Genomic DNA, 26450 nt, shown 5'->3' with positions numbered 1-26450 from the left:
AGCTCTAGTTGCTTGCCGCGTAGCACTACCTTGCCCATCTTCCTTAATCTTCCGAGGTCCCGGCTGACGCTTTCGCGAAGGCGACGATTCAGTGGCAGGGTCACGAGTATGCAGGCAAGGGCCGCGGCGAAGAACGCAGATTCTGCCGCGAAGGTCAGCTGCACGCCGATTTCCGAGATGGCGGAAGTGCTCCCACGAGCGAGAACGGTGAACAGCACGAGAGCGAGCACGAGTGTGGCTACAAAGGTGATGGCAACGATGGCGATCTTGCGCACGATCTCCCTTCGGCTGATCGGAGCCCAGGGTCGTTCGACTTGGGGACGTGCTTCTTCGTGTCGGAGGAGCGTTCGTCCCACGAGCAATGCAACCGCGGTGAGCGCGACCCCGGCCCCGATGAAGACGATCGGCAGCCAAGCAGGCGCGTGGGTGAGGAACGCATAGAGAATGATCGCGACCGCTCCGAGTGCCTCGAGCCCGAGCACTATCCCGAACCACCATCTGAAATACCGTCGACTCTCGCCCGTTTTCTTCACATCCCAATAGGACGTGATTGAACCCAGGATGAGTGGGCCGTAGATGAAGACACAGAGCGCGCCGATCGCCAGTAGCAGCAGGCCGCTTGAATCTGTTGGCGCTTGGACGAGGATCAGGAAGGTGCCGCCGATAATGAGGCCGGTTGCCACGAGCACCGACAAAATGTATGCGAGTACTTTCATGGTTGTACGCCTTTCGGGTCGGATCGTGATATTCACACTCAGCAGCCTCGTAGTCAACCCGAAAATGGGGCCGCTCGAAAAATGTTGAATTCCGCCAATTTCGCCAGACGAGCACCGTTGTCTCAGTTTTTTACTTGGCCCACTTCACGCGTAGAAGGTTCTACCGCAGCAGCTCACACCTCTGGACTTGTCGGGGGGATCGGCCGCCGCTCAGTCGTGGGTTAGCCGTCGCTGTATGGAATCCTGGTGGCCTGCCCATTCTGCCGGGGCCAGCAGACGCGCGCATGAAGGTGCGAAGTTCCTCACCGTGACCGAAACCGACCGGGGGTTGTCTTCCTTATCGGGTTTAGTCGTAGAGGTATTGTTCGAGTCGGGGTACGCGCAGGAGTGCGAGGGCGCGTTTTTCGATTTGTCTGACGCGTTCCCGGGTGACGCCCTGGACGGCTGCGACCTGTTCGAGGGTGTGCGGCTCGTCGCCGTCGAGTCCGAACCGGGCGGTCAAGATGGCCTGTTCCCGGGACGGCAGTCGGTGAAGGTGGAAGGAGATATCGGCCCGGCGCAGGGTCAGGGTCGCGTATTCCTCGGGTTCGGGCAGGTCGCCGTCTTGGATGAGTTCGGAGATGTCCCCGACACCATCACCGATCGGCATGTCCAGAGAGATGGGTTCGCGGTCGTAGCTGAGTAACCGGGACACGTCCTGGGCCGTGAGAAGGGTGGCAGCTGCTAGTTCCTGGATGGTTGGTTCCCGATCTAGGGAAATCATTAGGTCGCGGCGGATTAGCTTGATTTTGTTGAGCTTTTCCGCGGTGTGCACGGGGATGCGGATCATGCGGGACTTGTCGGCTATGCCGCGGTGGATTGCTTGGCGGATCCACCAGGTGGCGTAGGTGGAGAACTTGTAGCCGGTCGTGAAGTCGTACTTTTCTACCGCGCGGACGAGGCCGATGTTGCCGTCCTGGACGAGGTCCATGATCGGCACCCCGCGGCCGGAGTAGTGTTTGGCGATGCTGACGACGAGGCGGAGGTTGGCTTCGATGAAGTGGTTCTTCGCCCGGCCGCCGTCGTGGGCGAGCCAGGAGAGTTCCCGGGAGATTTCGGGGTCGTCGACCCCGTGCGAGAGTTTCTCTGCGGCGAAGAGTCCGACTTCGATGCGCCGGGCGAGGTTGACTTCGTCCTCGGCGCGCAGGAGCGGGCCTTTGCCGATGCGGCGCAGGTAATCACCGAAAGCATCTGTGGCCTCGCGCGTATAGCGCCCGGCGACCGCCGGGCGAACAAGCGAGACTGGGGAGGTGGTCGTCGGGGCTTGGGTTTCGGCGCTCATTTCGTTGCCGCCCCGGCGATACTCTCCACCGCTCGGGCCAGGGTGGACATGGCACGGCATTCTAGAGGCCTGATGAGATTCGTTGCCTCGAAGGTATTCCCGACGTGTTGAATGTAGCCGAGGATATCGGAGGCTGGCTCATCCCCGTCTCGCTGACCTCGTACTTGCCAGGTCGTCGCGGAAACGGCGACTAAGCTAACGCTGTCGTGCTGACGTGAAGCTAGGACATGTTCGGGCATGAACGCCTCCAAATCACAATGGGAGGTTCAGTACACATGCTGAAAAGAGAACTCTCAAGAGGGTTGACGTACCCCTGCGCACCCCTGTAGGGGGGTGTTCAGCCGTCGCTGCGTCAAGTCGCGATGAGTTGGAAAGAAGCCCCTCGTTGGTCAGCCGTGGGGTCGTCTGGGACCGACGGCCTTGGCAAAAACGACATGCTCCTCGAACGGTGCAGGTCCTACGAACTTGCTGACATTTGGGCGATGAAAGCGTGCCGACGCACGGTTTCGGATGGAGTGTTGAGACCTTGATGCATGCAGGGTCGTGATTATGTTCAGCGTCAGTTGTTTGATACTGGGGCGTTCGCGAAATTCGCACGCAGAAGAAAGCTACTGATGGAGAGAGCCTGCACTCACGAGGCGGTCACCGCGTGATTCTTGGAAAGACCGATCAAGTCTTTTCCGAAGGAGTACACGCGATGACCGCACCTCATTTTATTGACCCTGCCCGTTTCCTGTCCGAACAACTTGAGCAAGCCTCGCCGGACCTGATGCGGCAGATGCTGACCACGTTCATCAACGCGCTGATGAGCGCCGAGGCCGAAGCCGTCTGCGGCGCCGAATACGGCCAGATCTCCGCCGACCGGACCAACTCCCGCAACGGCTACCGACACCGTGATTTCGACACCCGCACCGGCACCCTCGATGTCGCGATCCCGAAGTTGCGCACCGGCACCTACTTCCCGGACTGGCTCCTCGAGCGCCGCCGCCGGGCCGAGGCCGCCCTGACCAGCGTCGTGGCGACCTGCTACCTCCTCGGGGTGTCGACCAGGCGGATGGAGAAACTAGTCGAGTCCCTCGGTATCACCCGCCTCTCCAAGTCGCAGGTGTCGATCATGGCCAAGGACCTCGACGAGCAGGTCGAGCAGTTCCGCACCCGCCCCCTCGACGCCGGCCCCTACACGTTCGTCGCCGCCGATGCCCTGGTGCTGAAGGTCCGCGAGGGCGGCCGTGTCGCCAACATCCACGCGCTCCTCGCGACGGGCGTAAACAAGGACGGGCACCGCGAGATCCTGGGCTTGCAGGTCACCAGCGCCGAAGACGGCGCCGGCTGGCTCGGCTTCTTCCGCGACCTGACCGCCCGCGGCCTCACCGGTGTGAAACTCGTCACCAGCGACGCCCATGCCGGCCTCGTGGCCGCGATCGGGGCCACCCTGCCCGGTGCGACCTGGCAGCGCTGCCGCACCCACTACGCCGCGAATCTGATGTCCGCGACCCCGAAGTCCAGCTGGCCGTGGGTGAAGACCCTGCTCCACTTGCGTCTACGACCAGCCCGACAAGGACGCCGTGCACGCCCAGTTCGACCGAGTCCTGAACGCCCTCGAAGAGAAGCTCCCCGCGGTCGCCACTCACCTCGAGACAGCCCGGGCCGACGTGCTCGCGTTCACCGGGTTCCCGAAGGAGATCTGGCGTCAGCTCTGGTCCAACAACCCACAGGAACGCCTCAACCGAGAGATCCGCCGCCGCACCGACGTCGTGGGCATCTTCCCCGACCGTGGCTCCCTGATCCGGCTCGTCGGCGCGGTCCTGGCCGAACAACACGACGAATGGATCGAAAGCCGCCGCTACCTCGGCCTCGACGTCCTCAGCCGCTCACGCCTCACCCCCATCCCGACCGAGAAGGAGGAGCAAACAACCGAACTCAGCGCCCTCAGCGCCTAAAAATCCAAGAATCACGCGGAAAACTCGTTACACCACACATTTGGACTTGACCTGCAACACGCCCATCAGGGCCGGGGTTACACCACGCTATTGGACGCAACCGGCCACGCGCGGCGGCGCGACCCTCTAGTCGAGCTGGGGCCACTCTTCTTTGTGACTGAATCCCCTTGAGTTGTCGACCATTTTTAAGTAGGTCGGTGCCAGTGCCCACAGCGCGACGTTCACAATAATAGGCACCGGGGATATCGCGGCGAACAGTTTTCGCCCCCGGTCGGCCTCCGCGCCAGCAAGCAGAGTCGACGTTCCGCGCAGTTGAATGCCCTGAAGCTTCGTGACGTCTTTTTCTTGGGTGGAAATGGTCGCGGCGACGGTGGGATTGGCCAGCATCAGGCGCCCATGGGCCGTGTTCGGGCTCGTGACAAACAGCAGCCTCCGCCCGGGCAGGTCAAACGAGTAGAACACATTCGCCGCCCACACCGAATTTTCGGCGCTGGCGGCGAGCGACACCACGTGGTGGCTGGCGATATACCGGTCGATCGCCGCGGTGAACGCGGGCGATGTGGTTCTGGCGGCCATGGTTTAGAAGACCAAAGACCAGAGCGTGGTCACCGGAATAACGAAGATCAGCGCCGGCAGCATATTCGCGATCGGAAAGTTCTTCAGGCCGCAGATTCGGAAACCGGTTGCGAGCATCAGAACTCCACCCACGGCGGAGAAGTTGGCCTCTGCGCCACCGCTCATCAGGGGCTCAATGAACACGGCGCCGAGCTCAATCAGAACCATGATGACGATCTGTGGCACCGCGACCACTCCGACCGCGTAGCCCAAGGTGGTGGCAAAGATTGCAGAAGTCAGAAGGTCGAGCGCGGCCTTGGCGATCAGAATCGACGGGTCGCCGGTCATGCTTTCGTGCAGAGCGCCAAAGATTCCGGTTCCGCTCGCACAGAAGAGCACCACGATGGCCACGTACTTCTCGAGGAATTCTTCATGGGTGATGTTGCCGGGTATCGGCACAACCCGTCCGATGAAGCGGTTTAGCGCCGATGCGGCCACGCCGATGCCCTTCTCGACGTAGGCCAGCTCCCCTACCACGCAGCCGAGGAGAACCGAGATAACCATCACGCCGATGGTATTGACCTTGACGATCATCACCACGCCCATGGCCATCGAAGCGACACCGAAGATTGCAGGCAGGCCGACTTTCAGTCGTGTGGGCATACGACCGCCGAGGGCCGCACCTCCAAAGCCGCCGACCAGCACGGCTACGGAGTTGATAATGGCGCCTATCATTGGACCTTCTTTGATTCGGCTCCCCAGCGGGGGAAGGTATCGATGTGGATGCCAAACAGGTCGAGAACCCGACCTACGGTCTGGTCAACGATGTCGATCGACGACGTCGGTCTGATGTAAAAGGCGGGGACCGGCGGGAAGATGATCCCGCCGGCCTCGGTCACAGCCGTCATGTTGCGCAGGTGCACCAGTGACAATGGGGTTTCCCGCGCGAGTAGCACCAGGCGGCGACGTTCCTTGAGGATGACGTCGGCCGCCCGCGAGACCAGCGATGCGCTGACGCCCGTGGCTATCTCGGCCAGAGTGCGCATCGAGCAGGGCGCTATGACCATGCCGTCAGTGACGAAAGAACCCGAGGAGATCGACGCTGCGATGTCGGAGGGCTTGTGCACAAAATCGGCAAGGCCCTCCAACTCGTGTTTGGATAGCACCGTTTCGTACTCCCGGGTGATCTGCCCGGAAGGTGATATCACGAGATGGGTTTCGACGTCCTGTCCGCGCAACACGTCAAGCATCCGAACGCCATAGGCGATTCCGCTGGCACCGGTGATGCCGACAATCAGGCGCTTGCGCGCCACCTAGTCCTCGTACTCGGGGAAGTGAAGGCTCGGAGCCCATGGCCGGGGGTCGACTTCCTTGAACTGGGCGCGGGCGAAAACATCCTTCATGTGGAACGGTGCGGTCGCGTCAAAGATCGTCTTTGCGGTCACGCCCTTCACGGGAAGGCGCGGGTCGTAGTCCGGCTGCTGGCTAGGGTCAAGCACGTGCCCCATCACACCGGGAACCACGATGAGGTCGAGGTCGCCCTGCATCCGGGTGGTCATCGCCCACAGCACGTCGTCGGAGTCGAACGGGTCAACGTCTTCGTCCACGAGGATGACGTTCTTCAGCTCGCTGTAGGTGGCCAGGGCCACCAGAGCGGCCTGGCGGGCACGGCCGTCATCGAACGCCTTGGACTTGTTCACCTGCACAACCGCGAGCAACTTGCCGCCGCCGGCGGTATGTGCGTAGACCTGCGAGACGAAGCCCGGCAGGGCCGCGTCCAACGCGCGAAGGATCGAGGCCTCGGTCGGGATTCCGGCCAGCGAGGTATGCTCCTCGCCCGGGCCGACGAGAGTCTCAAGGATCGGGTGCATCCGGGTGGTCACCGCCGTGACCTTGAAGATCGGCAGCGCGGTGTTGGCCGGGCCGTTGTAGCCGGGAAACTCGGGCATGGCGTGCCCAGTGTCCGAGTGCAGGTCCTCGCGCATACGCACGTTCGGCAATAGCTCGCCCTCGATGACGATCTCAGCGCGCGCGATGGAGTGCTGGTTCACGGTAATGGCCTTGACCAGCTCGACGGGCGAGTGGCGCAGCCCGCCAGCGACCTGCAACTCGTCGTAACCGAACGGTGTGGTCGGCGCCTCGAAACAGGCTCCGATGTAGACGGCGGGGTCGAGACCCATGTTGATGGTTATCGGAAGAGCCTCGCCCTTGGCCTCGGCCTTGAGCCGGAACGCGTCGATGTGGCGGCCCGGCGCGAAGAAGATCGACAGCTCGTCCTTGCCCTGCACTGCGATACGGTGAATAGTGACGTCGGAGTGGCCATTTTCGGGGTCGGTGCCCAGCAGCAATCCCATACAGAAGTACGGTGCGGCGTCTTCCGGCGTGTTCGTCGGGGCCGGCAGCAGCGTACGAATGTCGAAGCCGGGGTCGGAGGCGAGGTAGATCTTCTCCTGCACAGGTGCATTGTTCTTGCCCACAACGACGGGTGCGAGCGCCGCGTTGAAAGCGGCGGCCACAACCTGATTCACTGTCTTCGGGGTGGCGCCGAGCAGGGTCGCGACGCGGCTTCGATCGGCCAGCACACCCACCACAACACGCACGTCATCGAAGCCGGTGATCTTGTTGAACTGCATCGCGGGGCCACGACGAGTGGGCCGCATCACCGTTCCACCAGCGCCGACGTGCTTGTACACGCCCGCCAGTTCGGCGTTCGGGTCGACCGGATGATCGGTCTGGATGAAGTTCTTCGGATCATCGGCGATGAGGGCGAGGGCCGACCTGAGGTCGTTAACCTGTCCCTGCGGCGCCTGGGCTATCGTCGGTTCCGCGCTGTTGATAAGCGCCATGAGGATCCTCCTACGGATTCACGAGCCCTACTAGGCCCAGACACCAGCGTAATCCTTAACTAGTTAAGTATTTCACCCCCGGTGTAAGCCACCCGGCTCATGGATTCAGCCCGGCTTGTGAGCGAGCAGACGCTGCAGCAACCGGATGAGCTGGCGCTGGTCAGCTTCTGCCAGTCCACCCAAGCTCGCTGCCTCGGCAGCGAAAAACTCGTCGAGCACCCCGTCCAGCACGGCGCGCCCATCGTCAGTCAGCGCAAGCTGGTACTGGCGGGCGTCCTTCGGATCCACGCTGCGCGTGACCAACCCCATCTCATGCAGACGCCCGAGGCGCTTCTTCATTCCCGCCTGCGTCACGAACATCTGGCCAGCAAGCTGTGCCTGCGTAACAAACGTGTCACCATCGGCGCGATAAAGCGCCGCGAGGATATCGAAAATCTCCCGTGACAAGCCATGGGCGGCCAACACAACATCCGCACCGGAACGAAGGTGTACGGCGGTGCTTCTCACTAGGGCGATGAGCTCGACCTGCTGGGAATCATGGCCCCGCCGTTCCCACTGAGCGGCGAGTTCGTGCACGGCGCGAGAGGAATGAGCGTCTTCGTCTGCACCAAATTGTGTCTCAGGCGAAGCCATGCAGTTAGGCTACCACCCAGCCCGACTCCGCTGTGAGCGCCGCGACACCAGCAGTTCCTGGCGTCGTCGCGGCAGAAACGCACTCCCGACGAGGGCACTCCCACGTCTTTGCTGTAAAAACCTACTCGTCGCGGTAGTTGTTTCTACTGGAGCCAGCGGCGACCAGGCACGCGCCCCGGGCGGAACGTGGAGGAATAGAGGTGCGGCCGCGGGGCTTGGGTTTCGGTGCTCATTTCGTTGCCGCCCCGGCGATACTCTCCACCGCTCGGGCCAGGGTGGACATGGCACGGCATTCTAGAGGCCTGATGAGACTCGTTGCCTCGAAGGTATCTCCGACGTGTTGAATGTAGCCGAGGATATCGGAGGCTGGCTCATCCCCGTCTCGCTGACCTCGTACTTGCCAGGTCGTCGCGGAAACGGCGACTAAGCTAACGCTGTCGTGCTGACGTGAAGCTAGGACATGTTCGGGCATGAACGCCTCCAAATCACAATGGGAGGTTCAGTACACATGCTGAAAAGAGAACTCTCAAGAGGGTTGACGTACCCCTGCGTACCCCTGTAGGGGGGGCGTTCAACCCTCGCTACGTCAAGTCGCGATGAGTTGGAAAGAAGCCCCTCGTTGGTCAGCCGTGGGGTCGTCTGGGACCGACGGCCTTGGCAAAAACGACATGCTCCTCGAACGGTGCAGGGGACTGCCCCGAGTTCAGTTGACTCAAAGAGTTAGTGGTTTCAGGCGGCCTTGAGGCCACGTATATTGTCTCAAACTCGATCGGGGTGAGCTTGCCGACGCGGCGTTGCCGACGCGGCGTTGCCGACGCGGCGTTGCCGGCGTTTGCGGTGGTAGGTCCGCTCGATCCAGAGCACCATCGCCAGGCGCAGTTCTTCCCGGGTTGACCACCGCTGCCGGTCAAGAACGTTCTTCTGCAGCAGGGCGAAAAAGGACTCCATCGCGGCGTTGTCGCCGCAGGCGCCGACGCGGCCCATCGATCCGGTGATGCCGTTGTTCTTCAGCACCCGCAGGAACGCGTTGGAGCGGAACTGGGAGCCTCGGTCCGAGTGCAGGATCGTGCCGTCGATGGTGCGCTGGCCGATCGCGTTCCGGGCGGCCGCGACGGCCAGGGACGCCTTCACCCTGGAGTCGATGGAGTAGCCGACGATCTTGTTCGAGTAGACGTTTTTGATCGCGCAGAGGTAGAGCTTGCCCTCGTCGGTGCGGTGTTCGGTGATGTCGGTCAGCCAAAGCTGGTTCGGGCGTGTCGCGGTGAATTTCCGCTCGACGAGATCGTCGTGGACGGGCGGGCCGGCCTTACGGGTGAGGCCGCGTTTCTTCGCGAACACGGACCAGAGCCGCTGCTGCGAGCACAGCCGCCAGACCCGGTTCTCGCCGGCGCTGAGGCCCGCCTGGTGGAGCTCGTCGGCGATGAACCGGTAGCCGAACGCAGGGTCGTCCCGGTGGATATCCCAGGCGGCGTTGGTGTCCCAATCGCGCTGGGAGATAGGGTTGCGCTTCCACTGGTAGAACGCTTGTTTGGAGAAGCGCAACACCCGGCAGGTCACCGTTACGGGGACACCGTCGACGGCCAGTTCACGGACCAGCGGGTAGATCATTTTGGGTTGACGTCCCGGGAGAGATAGGCCACGGCCCGCCGCATGACCTCAGCTTTCTGCTCGAGCAGCCGGATGCGCTTCCTGGCATCGCGCATTTCCGCGGATTCCTTCTCGGTCACGCCGGGCTTGACGCCTTCTTCGACGTCGGCTTTCTTGAGGCAGTTCGCCAGGCAGGACTCCGAGATCCCGAAGTCCTTCGCGATCTGATTCAGCGGGGCTTCGTGCTTCCGGGCTACCGCGACAACATCGCGGCGGAACTCGGGTGGATAGGGCTTGGGCATGATGACATCATTCCAGCGAAGACGAATCTCCACAGGTCAGGAGTCAACCAAACCGGGGGCAGTCCCCAGCGTGCAGTCGTTGCGCTATGACGGCCCATGGGGAATGCTTTGGGAACAAATTTTGCCCATCGACGTCGACGGCGATGGCGACGACGGTTGCGGCACGCTGCGACGGGTAATCCACGTCCCATCGCGTTAAAAACACGCCGCGAAGAGGCGTTGGTTCGGGGGGAGCTCAGGATGTAGACCACGTCGGGGGCGTCGGCGTTTTCTTGCGCGTCAAGTCCGTCCTAGGCAGGTAACTGAGTTCGGTGCAGTTGAGTGCAAAGCCGTTATCATTGCTAATGATGTGTGGAGTTGACACGATCTTCTCGGCCGGACTACGGAGTTCACGTTGAGCTGCAGGCAAGTGGAACTCGGCACGTTCCGCATCCATATCGTAAGGAGATCAAGGTGGCGTCAAAACCTGCTGCAGACATTGTTCAAAGTATTGGAGGTGCCGGAAACGTCGTGGGTCTCACCCATTGCGCCACCCGGCTTCGCTTCCAGCTCAAGGACGCATCCGGAATCGACCAGGCGGCCGTCGAGGCCATCCCGGTGGTTCTGGGCGCCGTTCCCCAAACCGGCGACCGATACCAGGTCGTCATTGGTGGAGCGGTTGAGACCGTCTACAACGAAATTATGGCCCTCCCCGAAATGAAGCGGATCAGCTCCGGCGGATCCAGCGAGGGCGACTCCATCGCTGACATGAAGGCCGCGGGGAAGGCGAAGGGTCCGCGCGGTAAGTTCGCCGGGCTCGACACGTTCTTCGAGGTTCTGTCGGACTCGTTCCGGCCGATCCTCGGTGCGCTGCTGGGCGCGTCGCTGTTCATTACATTCATGGCCTTGATGGCGACCCTCGGTGTCATCCCGGCCTGGAACGCGCCCGGCGTCACCCTTGATCCGTCCTGGCAGTTCGTGAACCTGATGTGGCAGGGCGTCTTCGTCTTCCTGCCGCTGATGGTGGCATACAACGCCTCCAAGCGGATGGGCGCCGACCCCTGGGTCGGCTTCGGAATCATGGCCGTCGTCATGCTCCCCGGCTTCACGGCCCTGGGCAAGACCGATGGTGCGGCGTCCGTTTTCGGCGGCCACGCATCCGTCGTGCAGATCTTCGGACTGCCGTTGACGGTATTCGACTACAGCTCGCAGGTGTTCCCGCCCCTGCTGATGGCCGGAGTGCTCGCCGCCCTGACCGTGCTCTTGAAGAAGATCATCCCGTCCAGCGTCCAGCTGATCTTCGTGCCGTTCATCAGCATGCTCATCATGATCCCGCTGACCGCCTTCCTGATCGGCCCGATCGGTGTGTACGGCGGAGCCGGTCTCGGTAACTTCCTCAAGTCGATCAACGATTTCTCGCCGTTCATCTTCGCGGTTGTCATCCCGCTGGCCTACCCGTTCATGGTTCCGCTCGGCCTGCACTGGCCGCTGAACGCGATCATGCTGCTCAACATCCAGTCCCTCGGATTTGACTTCATCCAGGGCCCGATGGGCGCCTGGAACTTCGCGTGCTTCGGTGCGACCGCCGGTGTGCTCTTCCTCGCCATTCGCGAGAAGGACCGCTTGATGAAGCAGACCGCGACAGGCGCTCTCGCTGCCGGTCTCCTCGGCGGCATCTCCGAGCCGTCTCTCTACGGAATCCATCTCCGCTTCAAGCGCATCTACCCGCGCATGCTCATCGGTTGCCTCGTCGGTGGCGTCATCATCGGGCTCGGCGGCGGCGTCAAGACCAGCGCTTTCGTCTTCACCTCGCTGTTGACCATCCCCGCCTTCAACAACATCCCGCTGTACACGATCGCCATCGCTGCAGCCTTCTTCACCGCGATGATCCTCGTGATCCTCTCCGGCTACCAGACGCCGGAGCAGAAGGCGGAAGTCGCCGCCCAGGTCGACGCCGACGAAGCTGCGGAGGGCAAAAAGGCCACAGCCGGTTCGCACATCGCAGCACCGGTCGTCGCTACCGCGGTAGTCTCCGGAACCGGTGCCGCAACTGGTGCCAGAACGGGCTCGGCGACCGCACTGGCCACCCTCCTGGCCACGATAGGTTCGCCCGTTGCCGGTATCGTCGTTCCGCTCGACGAGGTTCCGGATCCTGTGTTCAGTAAGGGAATCGTCGGGCCCGGCGTCGGAGTGGATCCGACCGGGGACACCGTATATGCACCTGCTGCGGGCAAGGTCATGGTCGCGCAGCCGACCGGCCACGCCTTCGGGCTGCTGCTGGACAGCGGCGTCGAACTGCTCATCCACGTGGGCATCGACACCGTGAACCTCGCAGGCAAGGGATTCGACGTCAAGGTCGCCGCTGGCGACAGGGTCGAAGCCGGCACCCCGCTGGTGACCTTCGACCGCGCAGTCATCGAAGCTGCCGGCTACTCGCTGGTGACCCCGGTACTCGTTACCAACGCCAAAAAGTTCGGTTCGATTGACCAGGCAGCGTCTGGCCATGTTGAGGTCGGAAGCCCACTCATTAAGGTTGCCGTCAAGTAAGTCTCTACACGGCAGCGGCACGTCACGGCTCAGGTTGGGCAGAGAATCTCTGCCCAACCTGAGTCGTTTCTTCGTGTCCCGGGTAGGCCGCAGTCCCGCAGCCGGCCCCTCAAGTTCGCCTGTCTGCTCATGTGCAGTCCTTCATTGATCGTTGCGCGCAACGATAGTCCGATGTATGTGAACAGCAGTCCCCGCTCTCCGCGCGTGTGGCCCGGTAGCGCCAAGGTCGTTCACGCCGAAGCAGAAGCCCGACCATCTCGCCGCTTATGAGTGCTCGATGACCTGTAACGGTGCGGCGCGTCTATGCGAGAGCAGGGCATCTACTTCTCGCAGATTAATGAGTGACGAAAGCTCCGTGAAGTAGAGTGCTGCAAGGTAAAAAAGTTGGGAAGAACATCGGCCGGTTCACGCCCGGGAAGGGCGAGATTGCCCGGCCTCATCGCGAGCTCGATGTCACTGAACGGCGTCTGGCCACGACGGGGCAGGTTATCGCTACCAAGCTCCTTGCTGCATAATCAAAAGCAGTAACATCCACAGTGTCGAGAAACTTCACCGTTCTCGGCGACGTTCCCATGCGTTTAACGTTCAGTGAGAAACTCTCATTGGGAATACCCCTGCTTTTCAGCATTCCATTCCCGACTGAACTCGAAGCGTATTGATCCTCTGTCCCGCACTCCGATGAATAACGAGGTCGGCTGATTGCGGGACTTGGACGTCGGCCTAGGTTAGGTCTATGCCCTCGAGCTCCCAGTCGCAGTCATCGCTCGAACATTGATCCACCCAGGTGCGCTTTCCGTCCGCCAACTCCGGTGAGTAGGGCCCATGCACCACGCTGCTGTTGCAGTTCGGACAGATAATAATGAGCATTATTCGATCATACGAGGCGAATCGACTCCGACCGCTCCCGCACGCGCACGCGTAAGCGCACGCGCACGAAAGTGGTCGACGGTGAGACGACCGCGATATGGCTGCGATCGGTCAGAGCAAATCCGATATCGCCGCGGAAAATATCGCGTACAGGCTCCGCGGTTCTCTGTGCGGCCTCGAGCGAAAAACAATGAGGCGATTGGGGCCTCGTTCACGAACCAAGCAATCGCAGCCAACTACTCAACGGTCTCGGACCCGCTGACCGTCTCGTCAATGCCAATCCCACGAGCAGAGTTTCACAGTAGCGATGGTGGCCCCCTAAAGCGTTAATACTCAGTGCGTTCAACCGGGTCAAGGAATTCCATGACCTCATAGTGGCCGTGGTTCTTGTTGATGAAGCCAACCAGGCAGAGAGCATTGTTTCTGGCAATGCGGCGGTCAATGACCCTCCACTGACAACCAGACAAAGCGCGGACCTCGATGTCCTCAGAGGTACGGGTCTGCAATCGGCCGGCGATCATGATGCTTCCTCTCTTCAATCTGCCCGCGACGATAGTGCGCCCGTCTGGTCGTTTTCTGGACAGCCGATTCGGGTGCCCGTCTACAACGGCCAGAGCTCGAGGGTTCCAATGCCGGAGGTCGTTCTTCGGTTTGGGTCGAAGTGGCCTCGTGGACGGCCGGCCCCCGTTCAGTTCAACGGTTTGGGGTGTCACGGGTTGGGGCTCTTCGTGCGCCTCTGGCGCGGTGGGTTTGGCGGATTGGAGAAAAGGGAAGCTCATTTGGATTCAATATGGGGATTATGCCGATCTTGCCGTGGAGGCGCCGGTGGTTGAATCAGTCGCTGCGCTCGGCGACGGCAATGGCGAACTCGAGGTCGTTGATGCCGCACCAGGGTGGTCGCGGTTGCGGATTAGTTCGGCCTTGAAGAGGGGAGTGAAGGCTTGGCCCATCGCGTTGTCGTAACGGTCGTCTTTGGACGCGACCGTGGCGACGGCTTCGATGTCGGCGAGGCGTTCGGTACGGCGGATAGCCCAGGTTGTTCAAGACATACGCTCGCAGGATCCGCCTGCTGGTTGTGCCTCGCATGTGGTGGGCTTGCCTCGGAGTAGTGTCGCGTTGTCGACCCGGCCGGGCAGGATGCCGCTAGTGAGCCGAGAGCGGAGCGAGGTGGAGGTCGGCGGCGGCGAGCACCTCGGCCCCCGCATCCCGGAGCGCGGCCATGAAGGCGGCCTGGACGGATGCCCCGGGCACCTCGTTGCCTTCGAACTCGAAGTCGGGTGCGGCGCAGGCGTCGTGCACGACCGTAACAACGAGGCCGAGGTCGAGCGCGGCTCTGGTGGTCGCGTCGATGCACATGCTGCTCATCATGCCCATGATGACGAGGTGTTCGATGTCCTCGTCCCGGAGTAGCTGTTCGAGTCCGGTGCCGATGAAGGCGTTCGGGGAACCCTTGGTCAAGTGGCGTTCGGTCGCTACCGGCGCTACGAGCGGGTAGATCTCGGCGCCCGCGGTCCCGGGGATGAAGAACGTCGCATCCGGTTCGGTGGCGAGGTGCTGGAAGTGGATGATGGGGGTGCCGGTGGCACGGGCCGTGTCGAGGACGCCCCGGGCGATGACCGCGGCAGACTCACTCCCGGTGAGGGGATATGCACCCCCGGGGAAGTAGTCGTTCTGAATGTCAATGACCACAATTCCAGTGCTCACATTTGCTCCGCTTCGTTTTTTTGTGCCATCTTCCCACATCACTCTCATCTTCACGGGCAGGAACTGATCGACGAGAACCAGATCGACGCGACGACGTCGGCTTGCCGTTTCGCGCACTCAGCTGCACGTAACCTTGGTGCTCGCTGGTCGGACTGTCCCGATGGTCGTTTTTGTGCTGCTCGGCGGTGCCTGGGCTGACCGATTGCCGCGCAAGAGCCTCATGGCCACCAGCGATTTGGTGCAGTTGTGTACGCAGGCAGGGTGCGTGCGCTGATCCTGACGCAGCATGCCTCGGCGCTTTGGGCGATGGTCCTGCTGTAGGCGGGTAACGGTGCGGCGAGTGCTTTCTTCCGGCCTGAATCCACGGGACTGGTGCAGGAGGCTGTTCCCGTCGCCGAGTGGCAGAGCGCAAAGGGGTTACTGTCGGCGAGGAGCGGCATCTCCGCTCACGCAGGCCCGGTGATCGCCGCCGTACTCATCGCACTTGTCGGCAATGCTTGGGCGGTCGGGGCGCCCTGCGAATTTCGACCGAGTTCGTCACCGCGATCGAAGTCGACATCGGATGGTCGGTGGCCTTGTTCGGCATCACGTACTTCGTGATCCTTAACGGTGACTTCGGCACTCAAGGCGGCCGTGCGAGAGAATCCAGTGAGGGCGCCCATGATCATGGAGGCCAGCGTCATAAGTGCGCGGACCTACATGGGATTTTCGATTACCCGTCAGAGACAGACGAGCGGGCTGATCTGGGAGAGCTCTTGACGATCGTCCGTGCCGACGTTCGTCTGCCTTTCGGTCCGAGTCAGTTGGTCACGACGTGCAGCGTCAGCTCTTCCGGTCGTTAGAAATTTGCGCGGGCGGCGAGATAAAGCGCTCCAACGAGTTCGGCTCGGCTTCCGTGTTCTGCCGCTGCAACGGTCATTCCTTGAGCTGCTGCAGGTTGCGCATACTGATCGATACCCAGTCTGATGCCGGTGAGAAGCGCAGGATTGGCCGTTCCGAGTGTGCCGCCGACCACTAAGAGACTGGGGTTGAGCAGGTTACACAGCGCGGACAAGGCTTGACCCACGGTGCGACCGGCGTCACTGAAGATGCGGTCCGTGATTTCATCTGCGAAGGGGAGGCTGTCGATTCGGTCGATGGTGACGCCTTCATGGCTGTGGGCTAGCTGCGCGACGACACTGTCGACTGAAACCACTGCCTCAAGACACCCTCGGCTACCGCAGCGACACAGCTCCGCGTTGTTTTCGAGTCGATTATGTCCTATTTCCCCAGCTAATCCTGCTGAGCCTTTGTAGATTCGGCCTCCCAGAATGAGTGCCGCTCCGATGCCGTCGGAAATTTTCACGTAAAGAACGTCATCATGCCCGGATGCCACACCGCGCCGATGCTCTCCGATCGCGCCGAGGACTGCATCATTTTCTACCAGCACGCTGTGCCCCAAGCGCCGCTGTAGCTCTGCAGCCGGATCAAGCCCGACCCAGCCCGACAAAATCGTGGGCGATCGGACCACTCCGCGTTGCGCGTCCACGGGGCCCGGGATACCCGCAACAATCGTGACAAGATCGCCGATTTCGTATTTTTCACATAACCGGTCGAGAAGCTCGCAGGCCGCATTCATTGCCTCCTGCGCGTTCAAGTCGACGTTCAGCAACGTCGTCGCGCTCGCAATCTCCGCGCCAGATCCATCAGCCAGTGCCACGGAAATGTGCTTGTGGCCAAAATCGATACCCGCTACCCATCCCGACAATGGAGTCGGGAGCAGACGTAGAGCTGGTCGACCGCTCCCCGATCCCTTGCCCTTCGCGAGAGGGTCGACCTCCACCACACGGCCTTCGCGTAAAAGCCGACGCACCAGGAATGTGACACCGCTTGGGGACATCAACGTCGATGAGGCCAGTTCTGAACGAGAAAGTCCCTCGGGGGCAAGCCGAATACGGTCGTACAGGTCTTCAAGGGCCCTATCTCGCGGGGCGACAGCTCGTACATCGGTCACCTTGCCAGCATAGGCAGTGTGATGGTGCAAAAAAATCTTTCTTGCGATGAATGGCCAAAAAAAAGACAGAAATGCAGTCTTTTAGGCATTGACTGACGAGAAGATTCGCGGTTCACTTGCACCAGCCTCGGTACCCGTGCTTGTTCTGCGCACAGCAGTAAAGACGCCGAAGATGCTTGCTTCCGGGTCGGAGACGACTCGGGAGAGCTGGATCAATCCTGTAATGGTGTCAGAGAGGACAACCGTGAATCAGATCAGCAATCAGGGGCGACGTGACAGGAGGGTCGCAAAGACCGCGCTGTCCATGTGCGCAGGGGGTGTCGGCATTGCGCTGGTGTTGAGCATGGCCTCAGGGACGCTTGTGGCGGCCGCCGCGCAGCCAACCCCGGCGACCACCCCCCGGGTCTCACCGGCCACCGCCTCGGATGCCCCATTTACGAAGACTGTCTCATATCTTCTTTCCCAGATGACCCCGGGCGAAGAGGTTGCCGTAGTCGAGCATGGCGTCGATCCAGATAACCACGGCCAAGCAGGCTACCTGGCCGGAGTTCCCCGACTTGGCGTCCCCGCGATCCGGCATGCTGACGCCTTGGGCATCAACGTATACGCCGACGGAACAGCATTCCCCACCCGACTTGGACTCGCCTCTTCCTTCGACCGCAATGCGTACAACGTCCTCGGTGAAGAAGTCGGAAAACAGGGGAGGGCTCTGGGCGTAGATCTCGTTTACGGTCCCCAGGTCGATATGGCGCGCTACCCTTCCTGGTCCAGGAATTTGACTACGAACGGTGAAGACGCGTACGTCTCCTCCCAGTTCTCCGCGGCTGAGATCAACGGCATTCAGAGCACCGGTCTCATGTCACAGGTCAAACACGTGTCGTTCTACAACGGCCAAGATCGAGACACACCGTCGCTGATCGGATCGCAGGCGGCGCACGAGATCTACCTCGCACCAGCGCAGTCCGCAATCCAGCAGGGCGGCGTCAGCTCGGTGATGTGCTCTTACGCGATCTTCCAGATTGTCGGCGAGCAAAGCGCGCCACAGTACGCCTGCTCGAACTCCAATCTCCTCACCAACATCGTCAAGAATCAGTTCCAACTCAAGGGTTTCATCACGTCCGACTACACCGCTAGCAAGGCAACGTCGGACGTCCTAGCTGGGATGGACAATGAGTTCGCCTCCAGCAACCTTTCGGCGTCCAAGCTGGTCCCACTCATCGACTTGACGTCATCATCGTTTAGTGCACCTTATGCCGCTGCGACGGCCAATGCGGTCGCGCGCATGCTGTACGAGTACGAGCGCTTCGGCCTGCTTGACAACAGCAAGATTCCCACTGCGCACGAGTCGGCGGTACCACAGCACGGCGACGTCACATCGACCTACAACGGCACGAGCGTTGACAAGCAGAGTGGCGATAATGTCGCTCTGGCGCTGGCCGAGGAAAGCGGCGTTCTCCTGAAGAATGACAAGGATGCTCTTCCCCTGTCGACGAACAAAACCGTCGCGGTCGTCGGGCCCACCTCGACGCTCCTACCCGCAAGCCCTGGCGGCGAACGAGCTCGCGGCTTTGGCGACCAGGTCCAATACACCCCGTTCAAGGCCGTCACGGCGCAGGTGGGTTCGGCAAACGTCACCTCCGCGCCGGGCGTGGACTGGATCGGGGACACCGTCCCCACCGCCAACCTGAGAGTGACGAAGGACGCGAACGCCCTGCCCGGCCTCACCCGTGCGAGCGCCGATGGCTCCACGACCGTTGATAGCACCATTGACGGCCAGCAGACGACCCTTGCCAAGGGCGGCCAGTACACCTGGACTGGTTACCTGAACGTCACCACAGCCGACACCTACGGGCTGCTTCTCCAGCGGCCATACGGGATTGACACGGGCAACAAGTCGGCGTACAACGGCGGCATCCAGCAGGAGCCCAGCCGCAACGCTCCGCCGGAGCCGCTCAGCCTCAGCGTTGATGATGCTGCGCAGACGATCGTGAACCCTGGAGGGAACATCCTGCCGAACGCATTCCCTGGCGGGGAGCGTGCGTCCAATAACCAGTACCTCGGCAAGCAGAACCTGGGCGTGAGCCTGGAACTATCGGTCGGACTGCACAAGATCAGTTTCACCTACAAACCGACTCTCACAACAGCCACGGCACCAACGGTCCGCTTCGCCTGGGCCCCCCTGGCACAGAACACAGCCAAAGCAGTCGCGGCGGCGAAGACGAACGATGAAACTGTCATTTTCGTCGATGACTCCACCCCGGGGATCACTCAGGGTGCCGGACCGAACTCGTCTACGTCGGCCGCCCTTCGGAACCTCAACAAGACGCAGGTGGACCTCATCAACACAGTGAGTGCCGCAGCCCATGCGGCCGGCCACAAAGCCGTTGTCGTCCTCAACTCCGGAACCGCCGTGGCAATGCCCTGGGTCAACAACGTCGATGCTGTCCTCGAGATGTGGTATCCGGGCGAACGGGGCGGCGAGGCAACATCCAACCTGCTCTACGGGCTGGTGAACCCATCGGGCAAACTCCCGATGACGTTCCCCAAGAACGACGACTCCACGCCCTTTTCCAGCAACCTCGAGCGCACCACCGGAACGCAGACCGCAACGGAGACCAGACCGTCAATCAAATGGACAGACGGAGTCGATGTGGGCTACCGCTGGTACACCGACCCGACGGCGAACGTCAATGGTTATGAGCCGCTTTACCCGTTCGGTTTCGGGCTCTCCTACACGACGTTTCGGTACTCCGGGCTTCGCGTGAAGAACGCGAAGGACGGCGGGCTTGACGTCACGTTCACCGTCAAGAACACGGGCGAGAAGGACGGAGCAGACTCACCTCAGGTGTACATCGGATCTTCCCCAGATCTTGCCGTGCCGACTTATGACGCCAATGGCATCGTGACTGGCGGGTTCCAACAGTCCGCACAGAAGCTGGTGCAGTTCGATCACATCCAACTGGCCACCGGTCAGTCGAAGACGGCAACCCTCCACGTCGACCGGCAGCAGGTATCCGCCTGGGACACTATCGGTCAGAAGTGGGTGATTGGATCGGGTGACCGAATGATCTCCCTTGGCGCCTCATCCGAAGAACTCGTTTTATCGGTTACCCGGAAAGTGCGGTAACCCGTGTTCGCTCCCACGCTGTGGCCGCGGGAGGACAAAGGCTCGCGCTCGACAACGTCTAACTGAACCCCGCGTAGTTTCTGTGGCTGGGCGACCCACGCAAAGGTCGCCCAGCCGGATCAATACCTCGGGGTTGTAAGCCTCTACCGTCGGCTCAACACGACTCTGCCGCGGGCAAGTGTGGTGTCGTCCCCGGGTAGCAGCTGGCTCGGCTTATTCCGCGACCTGACCGCGCGTGGCCTCACCGGGGTTAAACTCGTCACCAGCGACGCTCACGCCGGCCTCGTGGCAGCGATCGGGGCGGCCTTGACTGGCGCGACCTGGCAGCGCTGTCGAACCCACTACGCCGCGAATCTGATGTCCGCGACCCCGAAGTCCAGCTGGCCGTGGGTGAAGACTCTGCTCCACTTGCGTCTATGACCAGCCCGACAAGGACGCCGTGCACGCCCAGTTCGACCGGGTCCTGAACGCCCTCGAAGAGAAGCTGCCCGCGGTCGCCACTCACCTCGAGACAGCCCGGGCCGACGTGCTCGCGTTCACCGGGCTTCCGAAGGAGAGCTGGCGTCAGCTCTGGTCCAACACCCCACAGGAACGCCTCAACCGTGAGATCCGCCGCCGCACCGACGTCGTGGGCATCTTCCCCGACCGCGGCTCCCTGATCTGGCTCGTCGGAGCGGTCCTGGCCGAACAACACGACGAATGGATCGAAAGCCGTCGCTACCTCGGCCTCGACGTCCTCAGCCGCTCACGCCTCACCCCAATCCCGACCGAGGAGGAGGAACCCACAACCGAACTCAGCGCCCTCAGCGCCTAGAAATCCAAGAATCACGCGGAAAACTCGGTACACCAAACATTTGGACTTGACCCGTTATGAATCACGGCGGACGGAGGGAGTAAGGGATCTGGGCACTGCCCATTATCGAAAGCGCCCAGCTGCCGCGATTCACAACGACCGGAGTTGTAAGCAGGGTCCTGAGACATCCCGTAAACAAGGCTCTGAGACATGGTGTCAACAACGTCATGAGACAGGTTGTAAACAAAGAGCTGAGACAGGACATACCAGCTGTGCGGACTGGCACTACCATCAAGCGCTACTCGCCAAGCACGATCGATGACCCGGACCATCCGTTTTGGCTGCCTATTCGATCGCGTGTGGGCTTCATCACCGGAAGTGCCGGATCACAGGATCATCACAAAAACTGGTTCAACGTTTTGGAAGCGGGGCACCCGCCGCAATCCGAGTTCCCACAAGGTCGGGCATCGGTGGCTGTGTCAGCGTCGTTCATGGGCGATATTCAACTTTTATGGCCCATGATCGATCAGCGTTTTGTCTTGTTTCTTCAGCGCTTCGCTCATTCCGGGCGGCGGACTGAAGTGCCTAGACTCACCATATGTTCAAAGAAAAGTTCCTATGGTCGGCTGTCGCCCTTCCATGGGGAGCGAGCTGCCGACACGGAGCGCCAGGTTGAACGCAAGAACCGCCTCGTTGGCCCCGAAGAAGTCGATTTTGGCGGCTACTGCACCTCACGAAACCCTGTTTTAAAGCGCAAATATCATGCGAGTGCCGGGGCCACAACCTTGCAGAACTGTGCCCGTCCGACCGCGCTGATCACAATGTTGCGTCCCAAGCCCAGTACCTCAACGAGGAGAGAAAATGAAACGCATCAGGACGATTGCAGCAGTGGTAGCTGTGGCGGCGGTATTCGCTACGACCGCATGTACCAGCACGCCACCCGGGTCCTCTTCTGATCCTTCAGAGAAGGCAAACCTCACGTTTTGGTCATGGGTGCCCGGCGTGGACAAGGCCGTGGACCTTTGGAACAAAGAAAACCCGAATATTCAGGTCAAGTTGGAGCAAACACCTGCGGGAAGCTCCGGAACGTACGCGAAGATGTACTCCGCTTTGAAGGCAGGCAAGGGGGCGCCCGATCTCGCTCAGATCGAATACCAGGAACTTCCCGGCTTCGTTCTTGAAAATGGTCTTGTTGATCTCAAGCCACTCGGGATGGGCGTCGAGAGCAGCAAATTCGTGGACTGGCAGCTGGGGCAGTCAACATTCGGCGACTCCGTGTACGCGGTGCCTCAAGCATCCGGACCGATGGGCTTGTACTACAGGGAGGACATCTTCTCCGCCCTGGGGCTGAAGGCTCCGGCGACGTGGGACGAATATGCCGTGGCCGCCAAAACCATTCACGACGCGAACCCGGCTCAATATATCAATACTTTCGCCCCTGGTAACTCAGCGTGGTTTACGGCTCTCGCGTGGCAGGCAGGCGCGAAGTGGTTTGGCCTCGATGGAGATACTTGGACCGTGAACATCGACTCGGACACCACACTCAAAGTTGCCTCCTACTGGGACAAACTTCGCGAAGCCGGGCTCATTAAGACCGAACCTGATTTCGCCAACGGGTGGTACAGCGATCTCCAGAACGGCAATATCGTCGCCTGGCCGTCTGCCCAATGGGGCGGGTCCATCCTCTCGGGGAACGCACCGACAACTGCAGGGAAATGGAAGGTCGCCCCACTGCCGCAGTGGGATAGCACCTACGCCTCCGCGAACTGGGGTGGCTCGAGCACCGCAGTGCTCAAGGGCACGTCGAACGCGCAGGCTGCGGAGAAGTTCGCGGTCTGGCTCAATACTGACCCGCAGAGCATCAACCTTCTTCTCGCTGGCGGCTACGGCTGGCCCGCAGCGAAGAACGCGCTTGCCGGATCTACTCTCGACAAACCAGAGGAATTCCTCGGTGGCCAGAACGCAAACAAAGACGTCTTCAAGAAGTCTGACGAGTCCATCAATACGTCGTGGGGTTGGATACCGACAACTGCCAACACCTACACGCACCTAAACGATGGCTTCCAAGCGGCCGTTGAAGGCCACGGGACTTTCGTGGACGCTGTGAAGGCCGCCCAGACCGCGACGATTGCTGACTTGGAGGCGAAGGGCTTAAAAGTTCGCGCAGGGGACTGACAAACAGGACGCTGCGGGGTCAGACCGTACGATCATGATCCGGCCCCGCTTCCCCCTTCACGGCTACACCCAAACACCACAGAAATCATCCAGGAATTGCAGAGAAAGACAGCGTCATGACAACCACGCGATCCAGGCACCGACTAACGATAACCGGGCTACTTGGCCCTTTTATCGTCCTCTTCACGCTGACGATGGTCCTGCCTCTTGTCTATGCGATCTATGAGAGCGTGACCGGCATCCAACGTTCTGGCGCATTCGGTCAGGGCGGTAGCAGCCCCGTTTTCGTTGGCCTAGACAACTACATCACCGCACTTGGCGCCTCGGCGTTCGTCGCCAGCCTCGGCCGGGTCCTCCTGTTCGCAGTCGTTCAGGTACCGGTCATGATTATCCTCGCCACCGCTCTGGCGCTCCTGCTCGACGCAGCATCTGCCTGGGGTGTGCGGTTCTTCCGATCGGCGTACTTCTTGCCGTACGGGGTACCTGGTGTTATCGCTTCGATTCTGTGGGGTTTTCTCTACACCCCGGGACTGAGCCCGCTGGTCAACTTTGGGTCAGCTCTCGGACTGAATCTCGACTTCCTCGGTGGAGGTTCGATCCTGTGGTCCATCGCCAACATCGTCACCTGGCAGTATGCCGGCTACAACATGCTTGTGATCGTTGCCCAACTGAAATCTATCGACGCTGATCTCTTCGAAGCAGCCTCCATCGATGGCGCGAACGCGTGGCAGGTCATCACCAGGATCAAGCTGCCGCTTATCCGCCCGGCCATCGTGCTCACGACTGTTTTCACAATCATCGGAACCATCCAACTCTTCGCAGAGCCGCTCGTCCTCAAACCGCTTTCGAGCGCAATCACCTCTAGCTTCACGCCCAACCTTTCTGCCTATAACGAGGCATTTGCGAATAACAACTACAACCTTGCCGCCGCAGAGTCAGTCCTTCTGGCACTCGTCGCATGCGCGTTCTCATTCGGATTTCTCAAACTCGTCACTCGAGGGGGGAGCCCATCATGACAACCACCGAACGCGCTTATACCGGTAAAAAAGGAAAGAATCAGTCGTCAAAGCAACCAAGCACGGTCCAAAAGCCACGCAAGATTCAGCGCAGCCCCGGCTGGAGAATTCTGGTAACCGCTGCCCTTGCGGTTGCCGCCGTCTACTTTCTCTTTCCGGTGTATTGGCTCACAATCGCCGCCACCAAATCCACAAGTAGCCTATTTGGGTCGTCCGGGTTGGCCCTGGATAACCCGCAGCTGTTGACCAACCTGGTCAATGTCGTGACCTACGACGGCGGAATCTTCGGCCGATGGGCGCTCAACAGCGTCCTATATTCCGGGGTCGGCGCCGTCGTGGCCACAATCTGCTCTCTTGCGGCTGGATACTGCTTAGCAAAATTTACCTTCCGCGGCCGCGAGGTCTGGTTCAACATCATTCTGGCCGGCGTAATGATTCCCGGAACAGCACTGGCTCTTCCGCTGTTCCTACTCATGAGCCAAGTCGGCCTCGTCAATACTTACTGGTCTGTGCTCCTCCCTTCCCTCGTGAGCCCGTTCGGTGTCTATCTCGGCCGCATCTACGCGCAAGCCGCCGTCCCAGACAGTCTCCTTGAGGCATCGCGTCTCGATGGGGCCGGAGAATTCCGGATCTTCTTCACTCTTGTCCTGCGATTGATGATGCCCGCCGCCGTGACGATCTTCTTGTTCCAATTCATCGGCATCTGGAACAACTTTTTTCTGCCGCTCGTCATGCTCTCCGACCAAAGCCTCTATCCAATTACCCTCGGTCTCGTCCAATGGCAGAGTGTCTCAGATCGTCACCCCGAGTTGTACCAACTGGCTATCGGTGGCGCCTTCCTATCCGTCATCCCGATCATGATCGCCATCGTGAGCCTGCAACGATTTTGGAAGGCGGGTCTTACCGAAGGAAGCGTCAAGGGATGAAACGTTCCTCAAATACCCTCCATGATCGATAGAAGGAACCGATGACTCCCTCACGTCTCACCACGACCCCAGCGCAACTTCCCGCCAAGCTGACGATCACCCTCTGGGACTTCACCTGGTATACCCAAACAGCCAAGGGCGAACCCTTTTACGATCTTGATCGTGCCTTCGCTGAAGCCGTCGATCGCGGCTACAACACCGTTCGCATCTGCGCGGCGCCCCTGCTCCTCTTCGGAGAACACGATATCGACACGACGGCGCTTCAATTCGTGAACATGGGCGGCGACACCGGTCAGCGCACGAGGTGGTACAACGCCGCCGGGGGCGCCGTGCTCAATGGCCGCGCCCACCTCTTGGCTCTTTTTAAGGCGGCCAAGCGTCACGGCTGCTTCGTGATCATCTCGTCATGGGAATACCAGCAAAGTTCCGCATTTCTCTCCAACTCATCGTGGCACGACATGCTAAGCGCAATTCCCGCGAAGAATCGGCACGAGGCACTTGCCCATGCCGAAGCGAAACTGGTGACGTACGTCAAGAAAGAGTCACTTGACGATCGCATAGCGTATGTCGAGATCCACAACGAGGTCGACCTATCCCGCCTAACAGAAGTCCCATCGGAGGGCCTCGATACTTTCTGGGCGCAACGACCGTATCTCGAGAATGCCCTCCGGCTTCTACAGGACGCCCATCCCGACGTCTTATCGACAGTGTGCTACGGCATTCCGCCTTACCTAGACCTCGCATCCATCCCCGACAACGCGCAAGTGGCACACCAACACTTCTACATCTACGGAGTCCTTGCTTCTCTCGAAGCATGGGCGCAGGTTCGCGCAGAGCCGCCAATTTTCCCAACCGAGGAACTGAAGTCCATTCTCAGAGACGACGCACCCCCGTTCGACGAATGGACTACAACGATCGAACCGTGGCGGTTACAAGCGACGGGCATCACCACAAGCATGTTCTATGCCTACGACTGGGTGGACCCGATCGCCTGGGACGCGTGGCTGTACCGGCACTTCGCAGAGCATGAAATTGCTATGAAACAGGCGTTGGAGGCCCGGTTGCAGGCCGTCATGATCTGGGCCACTCACCACGACGTACCTGCGGTGATCGGCGAAGGTTGGATCGGATACACGCCTCTTGAGGCCGATTTCGAGGATGGGCCAGTCGGACAATACTTCGCGGCCTACGCCGTGCAACGATGCGCCGACCTGGGCTACTGGGGAACGTTGCCCGGGTCAAACTCCGCTCCGCACCACCCGGGGTGGGCGAACATCGAATTCCAACGACGACTGAACAGGCTATTTCAGGAAGCAAAATAGCGCAATTCAAAGAAGCGTGCCCACTATTTGTGAGCAGCTTCATACCCGCCCCGGCGCCGTCGCGCCCGAAAGCGCAGTGTCGCAATGTGAAACCCGTTCGC

At 60.8% G+C, this 26450-nt stretch carries 18 protein-coding genes and 3 pseudogenes; 9 read left to right on the top strand and 12 right to left on the bottom strand.

Going from position 1 to position 26450, the window contains the following annotated elements:
- Both QN345_RS01060 and QN345_RS01055 read right to left on the bottom strand, forming a co-directional pair.
- Positions 1-716, bottom strand: a 716-nt coding sequence (locus QN345_RS01060; protein ID WP_323508367.1) for a hypothetical protein, incomplete at its 3' end; no start/stop codon positions are given.
- Between the two features lie 346 nt (positions 717-1062).
- Entirely contained in the window at positions 1063-2037 is a 975-nt protein-coding gene (locus tag QN345_RS01055; RefSeq protein ID WP_323508366.1) for a sigma-70 family RNA polymerase sigma factor, read from the bottom strand.
- Positions 2038-2734: 697 nt separating this feature from the next.
- Here QN345_RS01055 and QN345_RS01050 point away from each other — a divergent pair.
- A pseudogene (locus QN345_RS01050) lies at positions 2735-3977 on the top strand (IS256 family transposase).
- Positions 3978-4103: 126 nt separating this feature from the next.
- Here QN345_RS01050 and QN345_RS01045 read toward each other — a convergent pair.
- The 6 genes and pseudogenes from QN345_RS01045 to QN345_RS01020 form a co-directional block, all read right to left on the bottom strand.
- Complete coding sequence (locus QN345_RS01045; RefSeq protein WP_322140286.1) at positions 4104-4553, bottom strand: pyridoxamine 5'-phosphate oxidase family protein; 450 nt, start codon at positions 4551-4553, stop codon at positions 4104-4106.
- 3 nt (positions 4554-4556) lie between these two features.
- Positions 4557-5267: a DUF554 domain-containing protein gene (locus QN345_RS01040; protein ID WP_323508365.1), complete on the bottom strand. Its 711-nt coding sequence runs from the start codon at positions 5265-5267 to the stop codon at positions 4557-4559.
- Entirely contained in the window at positions 5264-5845 is a 582-nt protein-coding gene (locus QN345_RS01035) for a UbiX family flavin prenyltransferase (protein ID WP_323508364.1), read from the bottom strand. The genes QN345_RS01040 and QN345_RS01035 overlap by 4 nt, the downstream gene beginning before the upstream one ends.
- On the bottom strand, positions 5846-7378 hold the full coding sequence (locus QN345_RS01030) for a UbiD family decarboxylase (RefSeq protein WP_323508363.1): 1533 nt from the start codon (positions 7376-7378) through the stop codon (positions 5846-5848).
- Between the two features lie 105 nt (positions 7379-7483).
- Positions 7484-7954 (bottom strand): MarR family winged helix-turn-helix transcriptional regulator, encoded by a 471-nt coding sequence (locus tag QN345_RS01025; RefSeq protein WP_323508362.1) that lies wholly within the window; start codon positions 7952-7954, stop codon positions 7484-7486.
- Positions 7955-8760: 806 nt separating this feature from the next.
- A pseudogene (locus QN345_RS01020) lies at positions 8761-9900 on the bottom strand (IS3 family transposase); the annotation flags it as partial.
- Positions 9901-10353: 453 nt separating this feature from the next.
- Between QN345_RS01020 and QN345_RS01015 the strand changes: the two are divergent.
- Entirely contained in the window at positions 10354-12426 is a 2073-nt protein-coding gene (locus QN345_RS01015) for a glucose PTS transporter subunit IIA (protein WP_323508361.1), read from the top strand.
- Between the two features lie 1193 nt (positions 12427-13619).
- Here QN345_RS01015 and QN345_RS01010 read toward each other — a convergent pair.
- The 4 genes from QN345_RS01010 to QN345_RS00995 form a co-directional block, all read right to left on the bottom strand.
- Positions 13620-13814, bottom strand: a complete 195-nt coding sequence (locus QN345_RS01010) for a hypothetical protein (RefSeq protein ID WP_322140281.1) — start codon at positions 13812-13814, stop codon at positions 13620-13622.
- A 622-nt stretch (positions 13815-14436) separates the two neighbouring features.
- Complete coding sequence (locus QN345_RS01005; protein WP_323508360.1) at positions 14437-14997, bottom strand: cysteine hydrolase family protein; 561 nt, start codon at positions 14995-14997, stop codon at positions 14437-14439.
- 446 nt (positions 14998-15443) lie between these two features.
- Positions 15444-15665: a hypothetical protein gene (locus QN345_RS01000; RefSeq protein ID WP_323508359.1), complete on the bottom strand. Its 222-nt coding sequence runs from the start codon at positions 15663-15665 to the stop codon at positions 15444-15446.
- A 170-nt stretch (positions 15666-15835) separates the two neighbouring features.
- Complete coding sequence (locus QN345_RS00995) at positions 15836-16990, bottom strand: ROK family protein (RefSeq protein ID WP_322140278.1); 1155 nt, start codon at positions 16988-16990, stop codon at positions 15836-15838.
- A gap of 244 nt (positions 16991-17234) precedes the next feature.
- Here QN345_RS00995 and QN345_RS00990 point away from each other — a divergent pair, with 244 nt between their 5' ends.
- The 7 genes and pseudogenes from QN345_RS00990 to QN345_RS00960 all read left to right on the top strand — a co-directional run bounded on the left by QN345_RS00990 (position 17235) and on the right by QN345_RS00960 (position 26349).
- On the top strand, positions 17235-20117 hold the full coding sequence (locus QN345_RS00990) for a glycoside hydrolase family 3 protein (protein WP_322140277.1): 2883 nt from the start codon (positions 17235-17237) through the stop codon (positions 20115-20117).
- Positions 20118-20303: 186 nt separating this feature from the next.
- A pseudogene (locus QN345_RS00985) lies at positions 20304-20931 on the top strand (transposase); the annotation flags it as partial.
- A 338-nt stretch (positions 20932-21269) separates the two neighbouring features.
- A complete protein-coding gene (locus QN345_RS00980) occupies positions 21270-21866 on the top strand; it encodes a hypothetical protein (RefSeq protein WP_322140276.1) in 597 nt (198 codons plus the stop codon).
- A 46-nt stretch (positions 21867-21912) separates the two neighbouring features.
- The gene (locus tag QN345_RS00975) at positions 21913-23085 is read left to right on the top strand and encodes an ABC transporter substrate-binding protein (RefSeq protein WP_322140275.1); all 1173 of its coding nucleotides are present in this window, start codon (positions 21913-21915) and stop codon (positions 23083-23085) included.
- 116 nt (positions 23086-23201) lie between these two features.
- On the top strand, positions 23202-24101 hold the full coding sequence (locus QN345_RS00970) for a carbohydrate ABC transporter permease (RefSeq protein ID WP_134446147.1): 900 nt from the start codon (positions 23202-23204) through the stop codon (positions 24099-24101).
- Positions 24098-25027, top strand: coding sequence for a carbohydrate ABC transporter permease (locus tag QN345_RS00965; RefSeq protein ID WP_322140274.1), 930 nt, complete (start codon positions 24098-24100; stop codon positions 25025-25027). The genes QN345_RS00970 and QN345_RS00965 overlap by 4 nt, the downstream gene beginning before the upstream one ends.
- A gap of 41 nt (positions 25028-25068) precedes the next feature.
- On the top strand, positions 25069-26349 hold the full coding sequence (locus QN345_RS00960) for a cellulase-like family protein (RefSeq protein ID WP_323508358.1): 1281 nt from the start codon (positions 25069-25071) through the stop codon (positions 26347-26349).
- Positions 26350-26450 lie beyond the last annotated feature (101 nt).

This window comes from Cryobacterium sp. 10I1, assembly GCF_035019805.1.
Lineage (GTDB): Bacteria > Actinomycetota > Actinomycetes > Actinomycetales > Microbacteriaceae > Cryobacterium > Cryobacterium glucosi.
Note: the sequence above shows the minus strand (reverse complement) of the source record. Positions and strands in the feature narration are given on the sequence as shown.